General features: G+C 60.8%; 14 protein-coding genes. 3 read left to right on the top strand and 11 right to left on the bottom strand.

The features are described from left to right. Positions 1–186: 186 nt before the first annotated feature. Positions 187–438, top strand: coding sequence for a hypothetical protein (locus E4P01_RS17185; RefSeq protein WP_143508414.1), 252 nt, complete (start codon positions 187–189; stop codon positions 436–438). 81 nt (positions 439–519) lie between these two features. On the opposite strand, the gene E4P01_RS17180 is transcribed toward E4P01_RS17185, so the two are convergent. Genes E4P01_RS17180 through plsB form a run of 3 tightly spaced genes read right to left on the bottom strand, consistent with a single transcriptional unit; the run spans position 520 to position 4,208 of the window. Beyond that, the gene (locus E4P01_RS17180) at positions 520–1,209 is read right to left on the bottom strand and encodes a DUF4197 domain-containing protein (protein WP_005785540.1); all 690 of its coding nucleotides are present in this window, start codon (positions 1,207–1,209) and stop codon (positions 520–522) included. A gap of 26 nt (positions 1,210–1,235) precedes the next feature. Continuing rightward, entirely contained in the window at positions 1,236–1,637 is a 402-nt protein-coding gene (locus tag E4P01_RS17175; protein WP_216090831.1) for a YbaY family lipoprotein, read from the bottom strand. A gap of 51 nt (positions 1,638–1,688) precedes the next feature. After that, complete coding sequence (gene plsB, locus E4P01_RS17170) at positions 1,689–4,208, bottom strand: glycerol-3-phosphate 1-O-acyltransferase PlsB (protein ID WP_005785543.1); 2,520 nt, start codon at positions 4,206–4,208, stop codon at positions 1,689–1,691. 180 nt (positions 4,209–4,388) lie between these two features. Here plsB and E4P01_RS17165 point away from each other — a divergent pair, with 180 nt between their 5' ends. Continuing rightward, positions 4,389–4,598: a cold-shock protein gene (locus tag E4P01_RS17165; protein WP_003219353.1), complete on the top strand. Its 210-nt coding sequence runs from the start codon at positions 4,389–4,391 to the stop codon at positions 4,596–4,598. 132 nt (positions 4,599–4,730) lie between these two features. Here the strand turns inward: E4P01_RS17165 and E4P01_RS17160 are convergent, their stop codons facing one another. From E4P01_RS17160 to E4P01_RS17145, 4 genes are all read right to left on the bottom strand, one after another. Beyond that, positions 4,731–5,108, bottom strand: coding sequence for a hypothetical protein (locus E4P01_RS17160; protein ID WP_216090832.1), 378 nt, complete (start codon positions 5,106–5,108; stop codon positions 4,731–4,733). Positions 5,109–5,163: 55 nt separating this feature from the next. Further along, a complete protein-coding gene (locus E4P01_RS17155) occupies positions 5,164–5,973 on the bottom strand; it encodes a putative RNA methyltransferase (RefSeq protein ID WP_122736030.1) in 810 nt (269 codons plus the stop codon). Further along, entirely contained in the window at positions 5,973–7,124 is a 1,152-nt protein-coding gene (gene dapE, locus E4P01_RS17150) for a succinyl-diaminopimelate desuccinylase (protein ID WP_005785553.1), read from the bottom strand. Before dapE ends, E4P01_RS17155 begins: the two co-directional genes overlap by 1 nt. 254 nt (positions 7,125–7,378) lie before the next feature. Beyond that, complete coding sequence (locus tag E4P01_RS17145) at positions 7,379–9,970, bottom strand: glycosyltransferase (RefSeq protein ID WP_005785555.1); 2,592 nt, start codon at positions 9,968–9,970, stop codon at positions 7,379–7,381. A gap of 217 nt (positions 9,971–10,187) precedes the next feature. On the opposite strand from E4P01_RS17145, the gene tcdA reads away from it, so the two are divergent. Then, entirely contained in the window at positions 10,188–10,997 is an 810-nt protein-coding gene (tcdA, locus tag E4P01_RS17140; protein ID WP_005785557.1) for a tRNA cyclic N6-threonylcarbamoyladenosine(37) synthase TcdA, read from the top strand. Between the two features lie 477 nt (positions 10,998–11,474). On the opposite strand, the gene E4P01_RS17135 is transcribed toward tcdA, so the two are convergent. The 4 genes from E4P01_RS17135 to E4P01_RS17120 all read right to left on the bottom strand — a co-directional run bounded on the left by E4P01_RS17135 (position 11,475) and on the right by E4P01_RS17120 (position 14,533). Next, complete coding sequence (locus E4P01_RS17135) at positions 11,475–11,888, bottom strand: SufE family protein (protein ID WP_103733446.1); 414 nt, start codon at positions 11,886–11,888, stop codon at positions 11,475–11,477. Beyond that, on the bottom strand, positions 11,885–13,090 hold the full coding sequence (locus E4P01_RS17130) for a cysteine desulfurase (RefSeq protein ID WP_216090833.1): 1,206 nt from the start codon (positions 13,088–13,090) through the stop codon (positions 11,885–11,887). Before E4P01_RS17130 ends, E4P01_RS17135 begins: the two co-directional genes overlap by 4 nt. Positions 13,091–13,158: 68 nt before the next feature. Next, the gene (gene dapD / locus E4P01_RS17125) at positions 13,159–14,193 is read right to left on the bottom strand and encodes a 2,3,4,5-tetrahydropyridine-2,6-dicarboxylate N-succinyltransferase (protein ID WP_032877456.1); all 1,035 of its coding nucleotides are present in this window, start codon (positions 14,191–14,193) and stop codon (positions 13,159–13,161) included. Positions 14,194–14,224: 31 nt separating this feature from the next. Continuing rightward, positions 14,225–14,533: an arsenate reductase gene (locus E4P01_RS17120; protein ID WP_241092152.1), complete on the bottom strand. Its 309-nt coding sequence runs from the start codon at positions 14,531–14,533 to the stop codon at positions 14,225–14,227. Positions 14,534–14,673 lie beyond the last annotated feature (140 nt).

Raw genomic sequence — 14,673 nt, 5'->3', positions numbered from 1 at the left:
CAGGCCGGTGCCTGGCCATCCCCTGATTCCCACCGGGCAGTATTTACATACCAATGCAAACACGCAGTCGCTCAGATGGAACGCTTGCCCTTGTAACTCCACTCAGGCAATGCCTGACGGACAGGCAGAGGACTTGGCACTGCCATGTGGCGGCCAGGCCTTTTCATTGAGTTCATGGAGTTTTACATGTCGTTCTTTAATGCGATTGCGGCTTTCAAAGGGGCTTTTCTCGGGGCCTTGCTGGGTAATCATGCGCCGCGAAATGATTTCGCGGTTACCCAACCGTATAGACCTCATCATGGCAGTTCAGGTCATTACCACCGCCCGCATTTTAGCTATGCCCAACCCACCAGGTATCACAACCCGTCATACCTGCATCAACAACCGGTCAACGGGTATCAATCACCCAGCAGACCTTTGTATCCGCTGTTTCGTTAAACCCGTGACAGGCTTGACCTGAAACAACTGCGCCAAGGCCCGTTACCAGCGGCCTTGGCGCAGTAGGGTCGTAGTGCGGGGTTACAGCGCTCCAAACACCTTCTTTGCCAAACTGGTGGCAGCAGCCGCCGGATTCTTGCGAATCGTCTCTTCCTGCTGCGCAATCATCTTGAACAAACCATCCAGCGCTTGCTCGGTCACGTAGTTTTCGACGTTGGCGCTCTTGGCATCCACGGCGCCGAAGGCCGCGGCCTTGCCGGCCAGGGCGTTGTACTGCTGAGCCACGCCGACCTTGTCGGTAGCGGCCTTGACGATGGGCAGGAACTTGGCGCGGATTTCCTCTCGGCTGCTTTTGTTCAGGTATTGGGTGGCAGAGTCCTGACCACCGCTGAGAATGCCCTTGGCGTCGGTCACGCTCATGTTTTTCACCGCATTGACCAGAATCGGCTGGGCCTGGGTCACGGCGGTTTCAGCCGCTGCGTTCATGCTGGTTTCCAGCTGTGTGACCTGGTCACCCATGCCGAACATTTTCAGCTTGTCGGCGACTTTGCCGAGCTTGCCTGGCAGGCCGATTTTTACTTCCGGGTTGTTGCTGAAACCACCGGGCTTGCCCAGTTGTTTGACGGCAATCTGCGCACCTTGGGTCAAGGCATCCTTCAGGCCGCCGCTGGCGTCGCCCTGGGACAGGCTGCCAAGGTCGAGGGCCATGGCGTTGGCACCGAACAGCAAGCCGGCACACAGGGCGGTGAGGCGAAGAGATTTGCGGAGCATGGGCGCTTCCTTATGACGTGAATTGATCAGTGTGCGACCGCATCAACCCGCAGGCGCAACGGTTGTGGATCCTGGCCATTGAGTTGCACGGCGTGCCGCTCTGTAGTGATGAACAGTAACTTGCCCTCCAATTCGATGCGAGCGCTGACCGAGTAAGTATGGCCTGGCTTGACCTGGGCCGGGTCGTAGCTCAGGTGAAACGGCAACGGCACCTGGCCTTTGACCGGGCCTTTCTGTTCGGCGAGGGTCACGGCCGGGGCGTCCATGAGGGACACATCTTGCAGGCTGACGCTCAAGGTGGCAGCAGGCGGCAGGGCAATACGTTGCAGATAGAACACTTCGCCGTCGAGGCTGGCTTTTGGGGTTGGGGTCATTGATTGGCAGGCTCCGAGCAGGGCGGTCAGGCCCAGGAGAATGATCTTTTTCATGGTGCAGCTCCTTTTCAACGGCGCCGGAATCCGCCCGGCGCCTCAGTCAATCTAACGGCTTTGTTCAGGTGTGACCGCTTCTGCTTGCGCCAGCGCTTCGGCTGCGCCATCTACGCGGTGCAAGGCCACCTGGCGGATCGACAGGCGAATATCGGCCGGCAGCACGCGTTTGGCGGCGCCTTCAGCCAGTTCGCCGAGCAGGTCGTGATAGCCCAACTTGCCGGCTTCATCGCGACGCAGCACATCTTGCTCCAGCAACGTCTGAATAAAATGTCGGAAAAGACTCTTGTCGAAGAATTCCGGGGCGTTGAGACCGTGCAGGATTGATAGGCGCTGGGCCATGATCGTGCACAGGTCTTCCAGTTCTTCGGCGCTGATGCTGTTCTGGCCGCTGTTGAGCAGCAGCGATATCGCCATGTAGAACCGTTGCAGGGTCTGGGCGATGCTCTTGGACAACAGCGTCAACAGCACAAATTGTCGCGAACTCGGCGCCGGGCGCAGGTACACAGCGTTTTCGAAGCGCAGCAGGCCTTGTTCGACAAACGCGTCCAGCCACTGGTCGACCACGGTGTCCAACTCCTCCAGCGACCAGCGGATAAACAGCTCCGATTGCAGGTACGGGTAGAGCGCACGGGTGTAGCGCAGGATCTGTTCGCGGCTCATCCGCGAGCTGCTCTGGAAGAAGCTCGCCAGCAACGCCGGCAGGGCGAAGATATGCAGCACGTTGTTGCGGTAGTAGGTCATCAGGACGGCGTTCTGTTCGTCCAGGTAGACAATCTTGCCCAAGGCGTCGCTTTGTTCCGACAGCAGCTTCATGTCCTTGACGTGCTTGATCAGCGCCAGGCCATCGCCCTCCGGCAAGGTCGTGTGGGGCGAGTAGGGAACGCGACGCAGCAGCGCCAGGTACAGGTCGAGCTGGCGCGCCATGGCTTGTTCATCCAGGGCCAGGCGTGTGGTCGACAGCAGGGCCAGGGCCACCAGGTTCACCGGGTTGATCGCCGCGGCTTCGTTCAAGTGCCGCGCCACCTGCTCGCCAAGGCGGTTGGTGGTTTCGTTGAGCCACGCCGGCTTGTAGTTCGGGCCCAGTTCCTGGGCGCGCCAGTCCGGTTGCTCGGCGTCGAGAAATTCGGCCAGCTTGATCGGCTCACCGAAGTTGACCGCGACCTGGCCGAAGCGCTGCTTGAGGGCGCCGACCACTTTGAAAATATCGAAGATCGACTCTTTCTTCTTGCTCGCGCCACGCAATTCGCCGAGGTAGGTGCGGCCTTCGAGCACGCGTTCATAGCCGATATACACCGGCACGAACACGATCGGCATACGCGAGGAGCGCAGGAAGCTGCGCAGGGTAATCGCCAGCATCCCGGTTTTCGGTTGCAGCATACGCCCCGTGCGCGAGCGGCCGCCTTCGACGAAGTACTCCACCGGGAACCCCTTGGTGAACAGGGTGTGCAGGTATTCATTGAACACCGAGGTGTACAGCGGGTTGCCCTTGAAGGTGCGGCGCATGAAGAACGCACCGCCACGGCGCAGCAGGCTGCCGATCACTGGCATGTTGAGGTTGATACCGGCCGCGATGTGCGGCGGGGTCAGGCCGTTCTTGAACAGCAGGTACGACAGCAGCAGGTAGTCGATGTGGCTGCGGTGGCAAGGCACATAGATCACCTCGTAGCCTTGGGCCACCTTCTGCACGCCTTCGATGTTATTGACCTTGATACCGTCGTAGATCTTGTTCCAGAACCAGCTCAGCACCACTTCCAGAAAACGGATCGCGGTGTAGGTGTAGTCCGAGGCAATCTCGTTGCCGTAGCGCAGCGCCAGGGCCTTGGCTTTTTCCGCAGAGATTTTTTCTCGTTCGGCTTCATCAACAATGGCCTGGCGCACCAGCGGCATATTCACCAGCCCCTTCACCAGGTTACGGCGGTGAGACAGGTCGGGACCGATCACTGCCGTCTTCAGGTTACGAAAGTGCACGCGCAGGATGCGCTGGGCCATGCGCACGGTGCGTTCGTGACCTTTATTGTGCTCGATCAATTCACGCAGGTTGATTGGCGCGGAGAATTGCACGCGGGTCTTGCGCCCCAGGATCAGGATGCTCAGCAACCGGCGCAGACGCCCGGTCACTGCCCAACTGTCGGCAAACAGCAGTTTCCACGGGCTGGACTCGCTTGCAGGAGACTGGCCCCAGAACACGCTGACGGGAATGATTTGTGCATTCTCTTCGGCGTGCTCGGTGAGGGTATTGACCAGGCGTGTCAGGGTGGGCGGTGCACCGCGCTTGTCCTGGCGGCCGAGCCAATCCGGATCCGGCGTGAGATAGAAGAACGCCGCGGGCTCCATCAATGGGCCTACCGACACTGGCAGCACCGGGCGCGGCAAGCCGGCCTTGGTGCACTCGGCATCGACCACCGCCAACTCGGTGAGGGAGGGTGATTGCAGGACGTAGAAAACCGGCCGGCTGCGGTCCAGGTTAAGGGTGAGGGACGACTGGTTGATCGTCTCCGAGCGAACCCAGAGGTACAACAGTCGGCGCAAGGTGCCAAACACCAGACGGCGGAACGGGGAGCGGGTCATAGGCGAACTGCTTCAAGTGGAAAAAACCGAGCAGATGCTCGGGCAGGTAGTGTGCCGTATTCACCGAAAATCGGCAAAAAAGCAGCGATGTAAACTTGAGTTGATGGTTTTTGAGCCTGTCTTATACTCGGCAGTTCAATACGTGCGACTCAACAATAAAAAACCAGTGGGAGTGAACAGATGGCAACGCGCGAAACCGGCAATGTGAAGTGGTTCAACGATGCAAAGGGCTACGGCTTTATCCAGCGTGAAGACGGCAAGGACGTGTTTGTGCACTACCGCGCGATTCGCGGTGAAGGCCACCGCTCGTTGGCCGAAGGCCAGCAGGTGGAATACGCCGTGGTCACGGGCGAGAAGGGCTTGCAGGCCGAGGATGTGGTGGGCCTGTAGGGTTACCATCGAGCAAATGTGGGAGGGGGCTTGCTCCCGATTGCAGAGTGTCAGTCACTAAATATATAGACTGACCCACTGCTATCGGGAGCAAGCCCCCTCCCACATTTTGATTGGGTTTACAGATCAGGATCAGGTGGTCTTCCAGGTGATCTGCTCTTCACCGTCTACGCTGATGCGAATCCAGGTATCGGCACTTTCCTCGCCTTCTTCCTCAACCCACGTCCCCGGTGCGCAGCGCACTTCAACATTCAATGCGGCAAACGCGGCGCGGGCGCAGGCGATGTCGTCGTCCCACGGGGTCTGGTCGCTTTCCAGGTACAGGCTGTTCCATTTGCCTACAGCCTTGGGTAGCCAGGTAACTGGCACGCTGCCGGCCTTGCACTTGTAGGTCTGGCCTCTCTGGACCCAGTCGGAGCAAGAGCCCAGGGCGGCGCCCAGCCAGGCGGCGATGGCCTTGTGATCGACGTCGGCGTCTTTCAGGTAAATCTCGATATCGGGTTGGCGCATGGATGTTCCTCGTTGCGGGATTCGAAAATCCATTCGCGGATATTTGTAAAGTCAGCTATTGAAGCACGAAATAATCGTAGCGCATCGACACCGTGACCTGCAGCGGCTCGGCCGCCTCGATCACTTCGGCGCGGCGCTCGGCACTGGCCCGCCAGCCATGAGGCGTCATGGCCAGCAGGTTGGCGCGGTCGGCAGGCTCGGCCAGGCTCAGGGTGAACTCAAGGGTTTCACTGTGCGCCAGGCTCATGCCCTCCGGCACCAGGGCCAGGTGTTTATCATCGGTGTACTCGCGCACTTCGTCGTACAGGCGCTCGCGCAGTTCCATCAAGTGGCCGCTGGTCGGGCCGACCTTCATCAAGCCGCCGCCGGGGCTGAGCAGGCGCTTGGCTTCTTGCCAGTCCAACGGGCTGAACACGCTCGCGAGGAACTGGCAGCTGGCATCGGCCAAGGGTACTCGGGCCATGCTGGCGATCAACCAGGTCAGCGCCGGGTTGCGTTTGCACGCGCGCTTGACCGCTTCCTTGGATATATCCAGGGCATAGCCATCAGCGTCGGGCAGCGCCTCGGCGATTTGCGCGGTGTAGTAACCCTCGCCACAGCCGATGTCGACCCAGCGCTGCGGTGCGCGCTCGGCGGCCAGTGCGGCCAGGCGCTTGGCCACCGGGGCATAGTGCCCGGCGTTGAGGAAGTCGCGGCGTGCCTCGACCATGGCCAGGTTGTCGCCCGGGTCGCGGCTGTTCTTGTGCTGCACCGGCAACAGGTTCAGGTAGCCCTGGCGCGCACGGTCGAAACGGTGCCCGACCGGGCACGCCACGCCATTGTCCACCGCGTTGAGCGGTGCGCTGCAAATGGGGCAGGCAAGCATCAGGCGAGCAACTTGATCAGGGTCTGGTAATAGATTTCGGTCAGCACATCGAGGTCGCTGGCCAGGATGCGTTCGTTGACCTGGTGGATGGTCGCGTTGACCGGGCCCAGCTCGACCACCTGGGTGCCCAGCGTGGCGATAAAGCGCCCATCGGAAGTACCGCCGCTGGTGGACGCCTTGGTCTCACGCCCGGTGATCGCCTTGATACTGGCAGATACTGCATCCAGCAGCGCACCCGGCTCGGTGAGGAACGGCAGGCCCGACAGCGCCCAATCCACATGCCAGTCCAGGCCATGTTTATCCAGGATGGCCGCGACCCGCTGTTGCAGGCCCTCGACGGTGGATTCGGTCGAGAAGCGGAAGTTGAACACCGCCGTCAGGTCGCCGGGGATCACGTTGGTGGCGCCGGTGCCGGAATTGAGGTTGGAAATCTGGAAGCTGGTCGGCGGGAAGAAGGCGTTGCCGTCATCCCAATGCTCGGCAGCCAACTCGGCCAGAGCCGCTGCAGCCAGGTGGATCGGGTTCTTCGCCAGGTGCGGGTAAGCCACGTGGCCCTGTACGCCGCGTACGGTCAAGGTGGCACCGAGGGAGCCACGACGGCCGTTCTTGACCACATCGCCCACCAGGGTGGTGCTCGACGGTTCGCCGACGATGCACCAGTCCAGGCGTTCCTTGCGTGCAGCCAGGCGTTCGATTACGGCCTTGGTGCCGTGATGCGCCGGGCCTTCTTCGTCGCTGGTGATCAGGAAGGCGACCGAGCCCTTGTGGTCCGGGTAGTCGGTGACAAAGCGTTCCGCCGCCACCAGCATCGCCGCCAGGCTGCCTTTCATGTCTGCCGCGCCACGGCCGCAAAGCATGCCGTTTTCATCGATCAAGGCGTCGAATGGGTCGTTCTGCCAGGCCTGCACCGGGCCGGTCGGCACCACGTCGGTATGGCCGGCGAAGCACAGCACCGGGCCTTCGTGCTTGCCGTGGGTGGCCCAGAAATTGTCTACGTCTTCGATACGCATCGGTTCAAGCGCAAAACCGGCGTCGCCCAGGCGCTGCATCATCAGCTTCTGGCAATCGGCATCGATCGGCGTGACCGAGGGGCGACGGATCAGGTCGATGGCCAGTTGAAGGGTCGGCGAAAGGTCGGCATGGGCCGTCATGGGGAAACTCCGGAAAGCGTGTGATGGGCGCAGGACGAATGTGGAAATATCGAGCCTGGAGCGACGCAATTCCAATGTGGGAGCTGGCTTGCCTGCGATAGCATCACTGCGGTGTGCCTGTCAGACAGCGGCGTCTGCATCGCAGGCAAGCCAGCCCCCACATAGAATTGGGCCAGGCCAAGTCTCACAAAAGGGCCGTTATCTTATAGCAAAACGGCGGCCAGAGGCCGCCGTTTAGTGCATTGCGCAAGTTTTTACACAGCCGTGGCGGGCTCAGCCTTCGGCGCCGGTTTCGGCAGCGACGACAAGAACGCCATGATCAGCGCAGCCACGTAGGGCAGCGACTGCACCAGCAACATCACGACCCAGAAGCGAATGTCATTGCTTGGCAGGCCCTGCACCAGGTAGATCCCCAGCGCGGCGCCCCACAGCAGCAGCATGATGAACATTTCTTCGCGGGCTTCAGAGATCGCTACCCAGAAGCCATGGTTGTCCGCGTTTTTCGGCGTGCGAAAGAACGGAATGCTGGTGGTGAAGAAGCCATACAACACCGCCTTGGCGATGGTATGGGACAACGCCAACCCGGCCAGGGCCGCGCAGAACGCATCTTTCAAGTTCACCCCTACGGCACGACGGTAGAGGAAGATGATCTTGCCGACCTTGAACACGAACAACGCCAACGGCGGGATTGCGAAAATCAGCAACGGCGGGTCGACCCGTGTCGGCACGATGATCATCGCCGCCGACCACAACAGCGCGCCGACGGTAAAGAAGATGTTCATGCCATCCGCTACCCACGGCAACCAGCCCGCGAGGAAGTGGTAGCGCTGGCCGCGAGTCAATTCGGTGTCTTTGCCACGTATCAGGCTGGCGGTGTGACGCTTGATAATCTGGATCGCGCCGTAGGCCCAGCGGAAACGCTGTTTCTTGAAGTCGATAAAGGTATCCGGCATCAGGCCCTTGCCGTAGCTGTCGTGGTAGTACGCTGCCGACAAGCCTTTCTCGAACACGCGCAGGCCCAGTTCGGCGTCTTCACAGATGCACCAGTCGGCCCAGCCCAGTTCCTCAAGCACCGAGCGACGGGTCATGGTCATGGTGCCGTGCTGAATGATCGCGTCACGGTCGTTGCGGGTAACCATGCCGATATGGAAGAAGCCTTTGTATTCGGCGTAGCAGAGCTTCTTGAAGGTGCTTTCGTTCTGGTCGCGGTAATCCTGGGGCGACTGCACCACGGCGATTTTCGGATCGGCGAAGTGCGGCACCATGTGCTTGAGCCAGTTGGGTGACACGCAGTAGTCCGAGTCGATCACCGCGATCACTTCGGCATCCTTGGCGGTGTGCGGGATCAGATAATTCAACGCGCCCCCCTTGAAACCAGCCAGGGGTGCGACGTGGAAAAACTTGAAGCGCGGGCCCAGGGTTTCGCAGTAGTCGCGCACCGGTTCCCATACCGCCGGGTCCTTGGTGTTGTTGTCGATGATCAGGACTTCGTAGTCCGGATAGTCGAGGGCAGCCAGAGCGTCGAGGGTCTGTTTGACCATCTCCGGTGGCTCGTTGTAGCACGGCACGTGGATCGACACTTTCGGACGGTAGTCCGAATCGCCTTCTACCGGCAGGAATTCACGCCGGCGCTTGTGGGTCCATACCGCTTCCGCCAGTTCGTGGGCTTCGGTCAGCAACACGATAAATACGCCGAGAGCACCGAGGGCCAGCAACACGCCGACTATCAGGCTGAACCAGGTGCTGTATTGCTGGCTGTAGTCGTAGCCGATCCATACCAGCACCGACCCGCACAGAAACGCAATAAAGGTCAGGAAGGTCCGGCCCCGCTGGCGCAGCGCCGAGCCGTCGATCATCAACAGGGTCAGGGACAGCAGTGCAAGCACCACCGAGCCGATGGCCAGCACCCGCCATTGCGGGATAGCAACGACCGGGCCTTCAAAATTGAATTTCTGCTGGCGCGCGGCGTTGAACACGCCCCAGTAAGCACCTGCCGAGCCTTCGTCACTGACTTTCCACGGCTGATCGAAGGCCTCGATCACGAAGTAGTTGTAACCCTGGCGGTTAAGCTTGTTTACCAGCGTGCGCAGGTAAATGGCCTGGTCAGCCGGCGACGATTCATTACCACCGCGCATACGGCCGTTACTCGGCCAGCCAACTTCCGACAGCAGCAGCGGCTTTTTCGGGAAGGCTTTCTTCAGATCCTTGGCACGGTCGAGTACGTACTGGCCGGCCTTGTCCATCGGGATGTACTCCCAGAACGGCAGGATGTGCGCGGCGATCAGGTCGACGTGCTTGGCCAGTTGCGGGTTCTTTTCCCAGATGTGCCATTGTTCGGAAGTGGTCACCGGCACTTTCACGGCAGCGCGCACGCGGTCCAGCAACACAATCAGCGCTTCAGGGGTGATTTCGTCACGGAACAAGGCTTCGTTGCCGACCACCACGCGCACGACACTGCGCGAGTTATTGGCGATCTCGATGGCACGCTGGATTTCACGCTCGTTGCGTTCAAGGTCCGGGCTGATCCAGATCCCCAGGGTCACGCGCAGGCCGAACTCTTCGGCCAGCTTGGGGATTTCGCCCAGGGAGCCATCGACCGAGTAGGTACGGATGTTGTCCGTCAGCTTGCTCATGATCGCAAGGTCCTGACGCATCTGCTCTTCAGTCGGAAACTGATTCTTCTGCGGGTACTGGCCTTGCTGGAACGGCGAGTAGGAAAACCCGGAGATCTGTTCAGGCCAGTTGGGAGCGGTGACTGGGCGGTTGATCAGCGCCCAGAAACCGGTGAACAGCGCGGCGATGGCCAGCACGATCACCAGGTTGAGTCCAAATTTACGCGATGCCATGGTTATGTCGGGTTCCAAAAGGTGCGGAACGAAAAGAGGTGTCGGCCTACGCCGAACGGCGCGCATCCTACACCGGCCTTTCCCTGAGCGTATAGCAGACAGAGAAAAGCCGGACGTTAGTCTGCGAAAGTCCACCTAAGTTCTTTACTTGTAGCTGGAAGCTTCGAACTTGTCGCGCTGTAGTCCATAATGCGCGCCGGTTTTTGGGGTAATGATCATGAGTACAGAAGATCCGCGGTTTGCAGGCGTCGCCCGCTTGTACGGCATCGAAGGGCTGGAACGCTTGAAAGCGGCCCATGTGGCGATTGTCGGCGTCGGCGGCGTGGGCTCCTGGGCGGCGGAAGCGATCGCCCGTTGCGGGGTGGGCGAGATTTCGCTGTTTGACCTGGACGATGTCTGCGTGAGTAACAGCAACCGCCAGTTGCACGCCCTGGACAGCACCGTGGGCAAGCCCAAGGTCGAAGTGATGGCCGAGCGCCTGCGAGGCATCAACCCGGCGTGCACCGTGCATGCCGTGGCGGATTTCGTCACCCGCGACACCATGGCCGAGTACATCACCCCGAACATCGACTGCGTGATCGACTGCATCGACGCCGTCAACGCCAAGGCGGCGCTGATTGCCTGGTGCAAGCGCCGCAAGATCCAGATCATCACCACCGGCGGCGCTGGCGGGCAGATTGACCCGACGCTGATCCAGGTGTGCGACCTGAACCGCACCTTCAATGACCCGCTGGCCTCGAAGGTGCGCTCCACCCTGCGCCGCGACTACGGTTTCTCGCGCACCGTCACCCGTCATTACAGCGTGCCGTGCGTGTTTTCCACCGAGCAACTGCGCTATCCGAAGCCGGACGGCAGCATCTGTTTGCAGAAGAGTTTTGTTGGCGACGGCGTAAAGTTGGACTGCGCGGGCGGGTTTGGCGCGGTGATGATGGTCACGGCTACCTTCGGGATGGTGGCGGCGACCAAGGCGGTGGACAAGATTGTGGCTGGGGTGCGCAGACCTTCGGAGCGGGTCAAGCCCCTCTGAGTCTCAGAGTTTCACACCGTTCAAAATGTGGGAGGGGGCTTGCTCCCGATGGCGGCCTCAGGGCCGACCAGGATGTTGGATTAGACCGAGTACATATCCGTTATTTAGGTAACGGCCGCTATTGGTTCCGCTTTTACAGCGGGTCACTTTCGAAAAGCGCGAAAGTAACCAAAGCGCTCTTGCCCCACCACTCGGCACCTCGCTTAGGCTCGGTGTGCCCGTAATCCGCCATGGATTTGGGGGGCCGCCGCCACGCGCCATCCATGGCGCGGGGCGGCTAAACCGGCATCCCTGCCGGTTTACCCCCCAAATCCCTGTCGAATTCCGGCCAGCGTGGTTTGACGGGGCGCCTAAGATCAAGATCAAGAGCGGCTCGCTTCGCATCGTGGTTACCGTCGGTTGCTATCAAGTTGGAGTGTCAGATTGATAGATCTGGTGGCTGATACGCCGCCATCGGGAGCAAGCCCCCTCCCACATTCAGTTGTGTGTATGGCTTAGTTCGCGCATACGTTGCAGGACTGCATTCAAGCCGTTGGTGCGCGATGGTGACAGCTGCCGGGACAGGCCCAGTTGTGCAAACCAACCCGGCAAATCCACCGCTTGCAGTTCATCAGCCGACAACCCATTGACCCGCGCCAGCAACAGCGCCACCAACCCGCGAATCATCCTTGCCTCGCTGCTGGCAGCAAACTGCCAATGGCCGTCCTGCAAATGCCCCACCAACCACACTAGGCTTTCACAGCCTTGCACCAGGTTGGCGTCGACCTTTTCATCATCCGCCAACGCGGGCAGTCGCTCGCCCCATTGCATCAGCATCCGCGCGCGCTGCTCCCAACCGCCGACAGCCTGGAATGCCTGCAGCGCAGCCATCGCGTCCACTGGCAAGCTCATCGCAACATATCCAGCGCCTGGTCCAACGCTTCAAAGAAGCGCTCCAGGTCATCGGAGTCGTTGTACAGCGCCAGGGACACTCGAATGGCGCCGGATAAGTGCATGGCCTTGAGCAGTGGCATTGCACAGTGATGCCCGGCGCGCACGGCGATGCCTTGCTCGGTCAACAGGTGAGCCAGGTCGGCGCTATGCACACCGTCCACCACAAAGCTCACCAGCGCTGCTTGCGGTGATCCCAGTACGCGCACGCCATTGCGTGCTTTCAGCCCGCGCAGCAAATAGTCGTGCAGTGCCGCTTCATGGGCGGTCACGGCGTGCTGATCCAGTGAGCTCAGGTAATCCAGGGTGGCACCCAGGCCGATCACGCCGGCAATGGGCGGCGTGCCGGCTTCGAACCCCAGTGGGGCAGGGCGGAAGCTGGCGCCTTGATAATCTGCCTGCTGCACCATCTCGCCGCCAAACTGCCAGTGGCGCAGGTGATGCAGGGAAGCGTTGCGACCGAACAGCACGCCGACGCCGTCCGGGCCGTAGAGCTTGTGGCTGGAAAATACGTAGAAATCGCAGCCCAGGGCCTGTACGTCGTGGCGACCATGCACGATGCCTTGGGCGCCATCCACAACAGTCAGGGCACCGTTTGCCTGGGCCAGCGTCAGTAGCGCTTCCAGCGGCTGCCAGGTGCCCAGCACGTTGGACAACTGGCTCACCGCCAGCAGGCGCGTGCGCGGGCCGATCAATGATGCGGCGGCTTGCAGGTCGATCACGCCGTCATCGTCCAGGGGCAATACCACCAGCGTCAGCGCACGCCGTTTGGCCAATTGCTGCCAGGGCAACAGGTTGGCGTGGTGTTCCAGGGCGCTGATGGCTATCTCATCGCCCGCATTGAATAGGTGCTCAAGGCCATAGGCCAAGAGGTTCAGCGCAGAGGTTGCGCCGTGGGTGAATACGACCTGCCCGCTGTCGCCTGCATTCAACCACTGCGCGACCTTGCTGCGACTGTCCTCAAAGGCTTGGGTCGCATGGGCCCCCGGCAAATGCTGGGCGCGGTGCACATTGGCTGCGCCATTGGCGTAGTAATGGCTGATGGCATCCAGCAGGGCCTGGGGTTTTTGGGCGGTGGCGGCGCTGTCCAGATAGGTCTGGTCTTGCCTTTGCAGGGTGGCGATCGCCGGGAAATCGGCGCGCCAGGGGGAGGGCACAAGCATGGTGATCAAGACTCGTATAAGCGAGCCGCACCCGAAGGTGCGGCCCGCTAGTGGCATCGAGTGGCTGCTTAGTTGTGAGCGTGCAGCGCTTCGTTCAGTTCGATGGCCGATTTGTGGGTTTTGCACTCCACGGCACCGGTCTCGGAATTGCGGCGGAACAGCAGGTCCGGTTGACCGGCCAACTCGCGCGCCTTGACCACCTTGACCAACTGGTTCTGCTCGTCAAGCAGCGCAACCTTGGTGCCGGCGGTGATGTACAGGCCCGACTCCACGGTGTTGCGGTCGCCCAACGGGATACCGGTGCCGGCGTTGGCGCCAATCAGGCAGCCTTCGCCCACCTTGATCACGATATTGCCGCCGCCCGACAGGGTGCCCATGGTAGAGCAGCCGCCGCCCAGGTCCGAACCCTTGCCGACGAACACGCCTGCCGATACACGGCCTTCGATCATGCCTGGGCCTTCGGTGCCGGCGTTGAAGTTGACGAAGCCTTCGTGCATCACGGTAGTGCCTTCGCCCACGTAGGCGCCCAGGCGGATACGCGCAGCGTCAGCGATGCGCACGCCGGCCGGTACCACGTAGTCGGTCATTTTCGGGAACTTGTCCACCGAGAACACTTCCAGCAGCTCGCCACGCAGACGCGCTTCGAGCTGACGCTCGGCAAGTTCGGCGATGTCGATGGCGCCCTGGCTGGTCCAGGCCACGTTCGGCAACTGCGGGAACACGCCTGCCAGGTTCAGGCCGTGAGGCTTGACCAGGCGATGGGACAGCAAGTGCAGCTTGAGGTAGGCCTCTGGCGTGGAGGTCAGCGCGGCGTCTTCGGCCAGCAGTGTGGCAACCAGTGGGGTGTGGCTTTCAGCCAGGCGATTCAGCAGCGCGGCTTGAGTGGCGTCGACGTTCTTGAGTGCATCTGCCAGTTGCAGCGCTTGGCTGATGGTGAACGTGATCGCCTGGTTGCCCTCGGTGTAACCCAGGATCGGCGCAATGGCGGCAACGATCTCGGCTGACGGGTTGAGCAACGGTTGTGCGTAAAACACTTCCAGCCAAGCACCTTGGCGGTTCTGAGTGCCGACGCCGAAGCCCAGGCTGAACAGGGAATTGGACATGCTGTTACCTCTACAAAAATGGAAGGCTGGCCTACTTGAGGGCCGCCGAATAACTATCTGGCTTGAAGCCAATCAGGGTTCTGTCACCGAGATCAAGCACCGGGCGCTTGATCATCGAGGGTTGTGCGAGCATCAATTCAATGGCTTTCGACTGATCGAGATCGGCTTTGCGTTCGTCTTCGAGTTTGCGAAAGGTGGTGCCCGCACGGTTCAAAACCACCTGCCAACCGTGCTCGTTGCACCATTGGGTCAAGTGTTCGCGGTCGATACCGGCCGTTTTGTAGTCATGGAACTCGTAGCTCAGCGCGTGCTCATCGAGCCAGGTGCGCGCCTTTTTCATGGTGTCGCAGGCTTTGATGCCGAAAAGGTGCAGGGTTTTGCTTGAAGCGGTCAAGGAATTGCCCCCCTTTGGACCAATGAAAAATGAAAGATCACGGATTATGCCACGACCAGCCGGTTTCGGCGCCGCTCGTCAGCATC

Origin of the sequence: Pseudomonas sp. NCIMB 10586 (assembly GCF_023127895.1) — a bacterium.
GTDB classification, from domain to species: domain Bacteria; phylum Pseudomonadota; class Gammaproteobacteria; order Pseudomonadales; family Pseudomonadaceae; genus Aquipseudomonas; species Aquipseudomonas synxantha_A.
The sequence above is the reverse complement of the archived record's forward strand: the minus strand, read 5'-3'. Positions and strand labels throughout refer to the sequence as shown.

Bases quoted from the DNA above. Each gene is read 5' to 3' on its own strand.
- E4P01_RS17185 (WP_143508414.1), top strand. From the start codon at position 187: ATGTCGTTCTTTAATGCGATTGCGGCTTTCAAAGGGGCTTTTCTCGGG.
- E4P01_RS17180 (WP_005785540.1), bottom strand. From the start codon at position 1,209: ATGCTCCGCAAATCTCTTCGCCTCACCGCCCTGTGTGCCGGCTTGCTG.
- E4P01_RS17175 (WP_216090831.1), bottom strand. From the start codon at position 1,637: ATGAAAAAGATCATTCTCCTGGGCCTGACCGCCCTGCTCGGAGCCTGC.
- plsB (WP_005785543.1), bottom strand. From the start codon at position 4,208: ATGACCCGCTCCCCGTTCCGCCGTCTGGTGTTTGGCACCTTGCGCCGA.
- E4P01_RS17165 (WP_003219353.1), top strand. From the start codon at position 4,389: ATGGCAACGCGCGAAACCGGCAATGTGAAGTGGTTCAACGATGCAAAG.
- E4P01_RS17160 (WP_216090832.1), bottom strand. From the start codon at position 5,108: ATGCGCCAACCCGATATCGAGATTTACCTGAAAGACGCCGACGTCGAT.
- E4P01_RS17155 (WP_122736030.1), bottom strand. From the start codon at position 5,973: ATGCTTGCCTGCCCCATTTGCAGCGCACCGCTCAACGCGGTGGACAAT.
- dapE (WP_005785553.1), bottom strand. From the start codon at position 7,124: ATGACGGCCCATGCCGACCTTTCGCCGACCCTTCAACTGGCCATCGAC.
- E4P01_RS17145 (WP_005785555.1), bottom strand. From the start codon at position 9,970: ATGGCATCGCGTAAATTTGGACTCAACCTGGTGATCGTGCTGGCCATC.
- tcdA (WP_005785557.1), top strand. From the start codon at position 10,188: ATGAGTACAGAAGATCCGCGGTTTGCAGGCGTCGCCCGCTTGTACGGC.
- E4P01_RS17135 (WP_103733446.1), bottom strand. From the start codon at position 11,888: ATGAGCTTGCCAGTGGACGCGATGGCTGCGCTGCAGGCATTCCAGGCT.
- E4P01_RS17130 (WP_216090833.1), bottom strand. From the start codon at position 13,090: ATGCTTGTGCCCTCCCCCTGGCGCGCCGATTTCCCGGCGATCGCCACC.
- dapD (WP_032877456.1), bottom strand. From the start codon at position 14,193: ATGTCCAATTCCCTGTTCAGCCTGGGCTTCGGCGTCGGCACTCAGAAC.
- E4P01_RS17120 (WP_241092152.1), bottom strand. From the start codon at position 14,533: ATGAAAAAGGCGCGCACCTGGCTCGATGAGCACGCGCTGAGCTACGAG.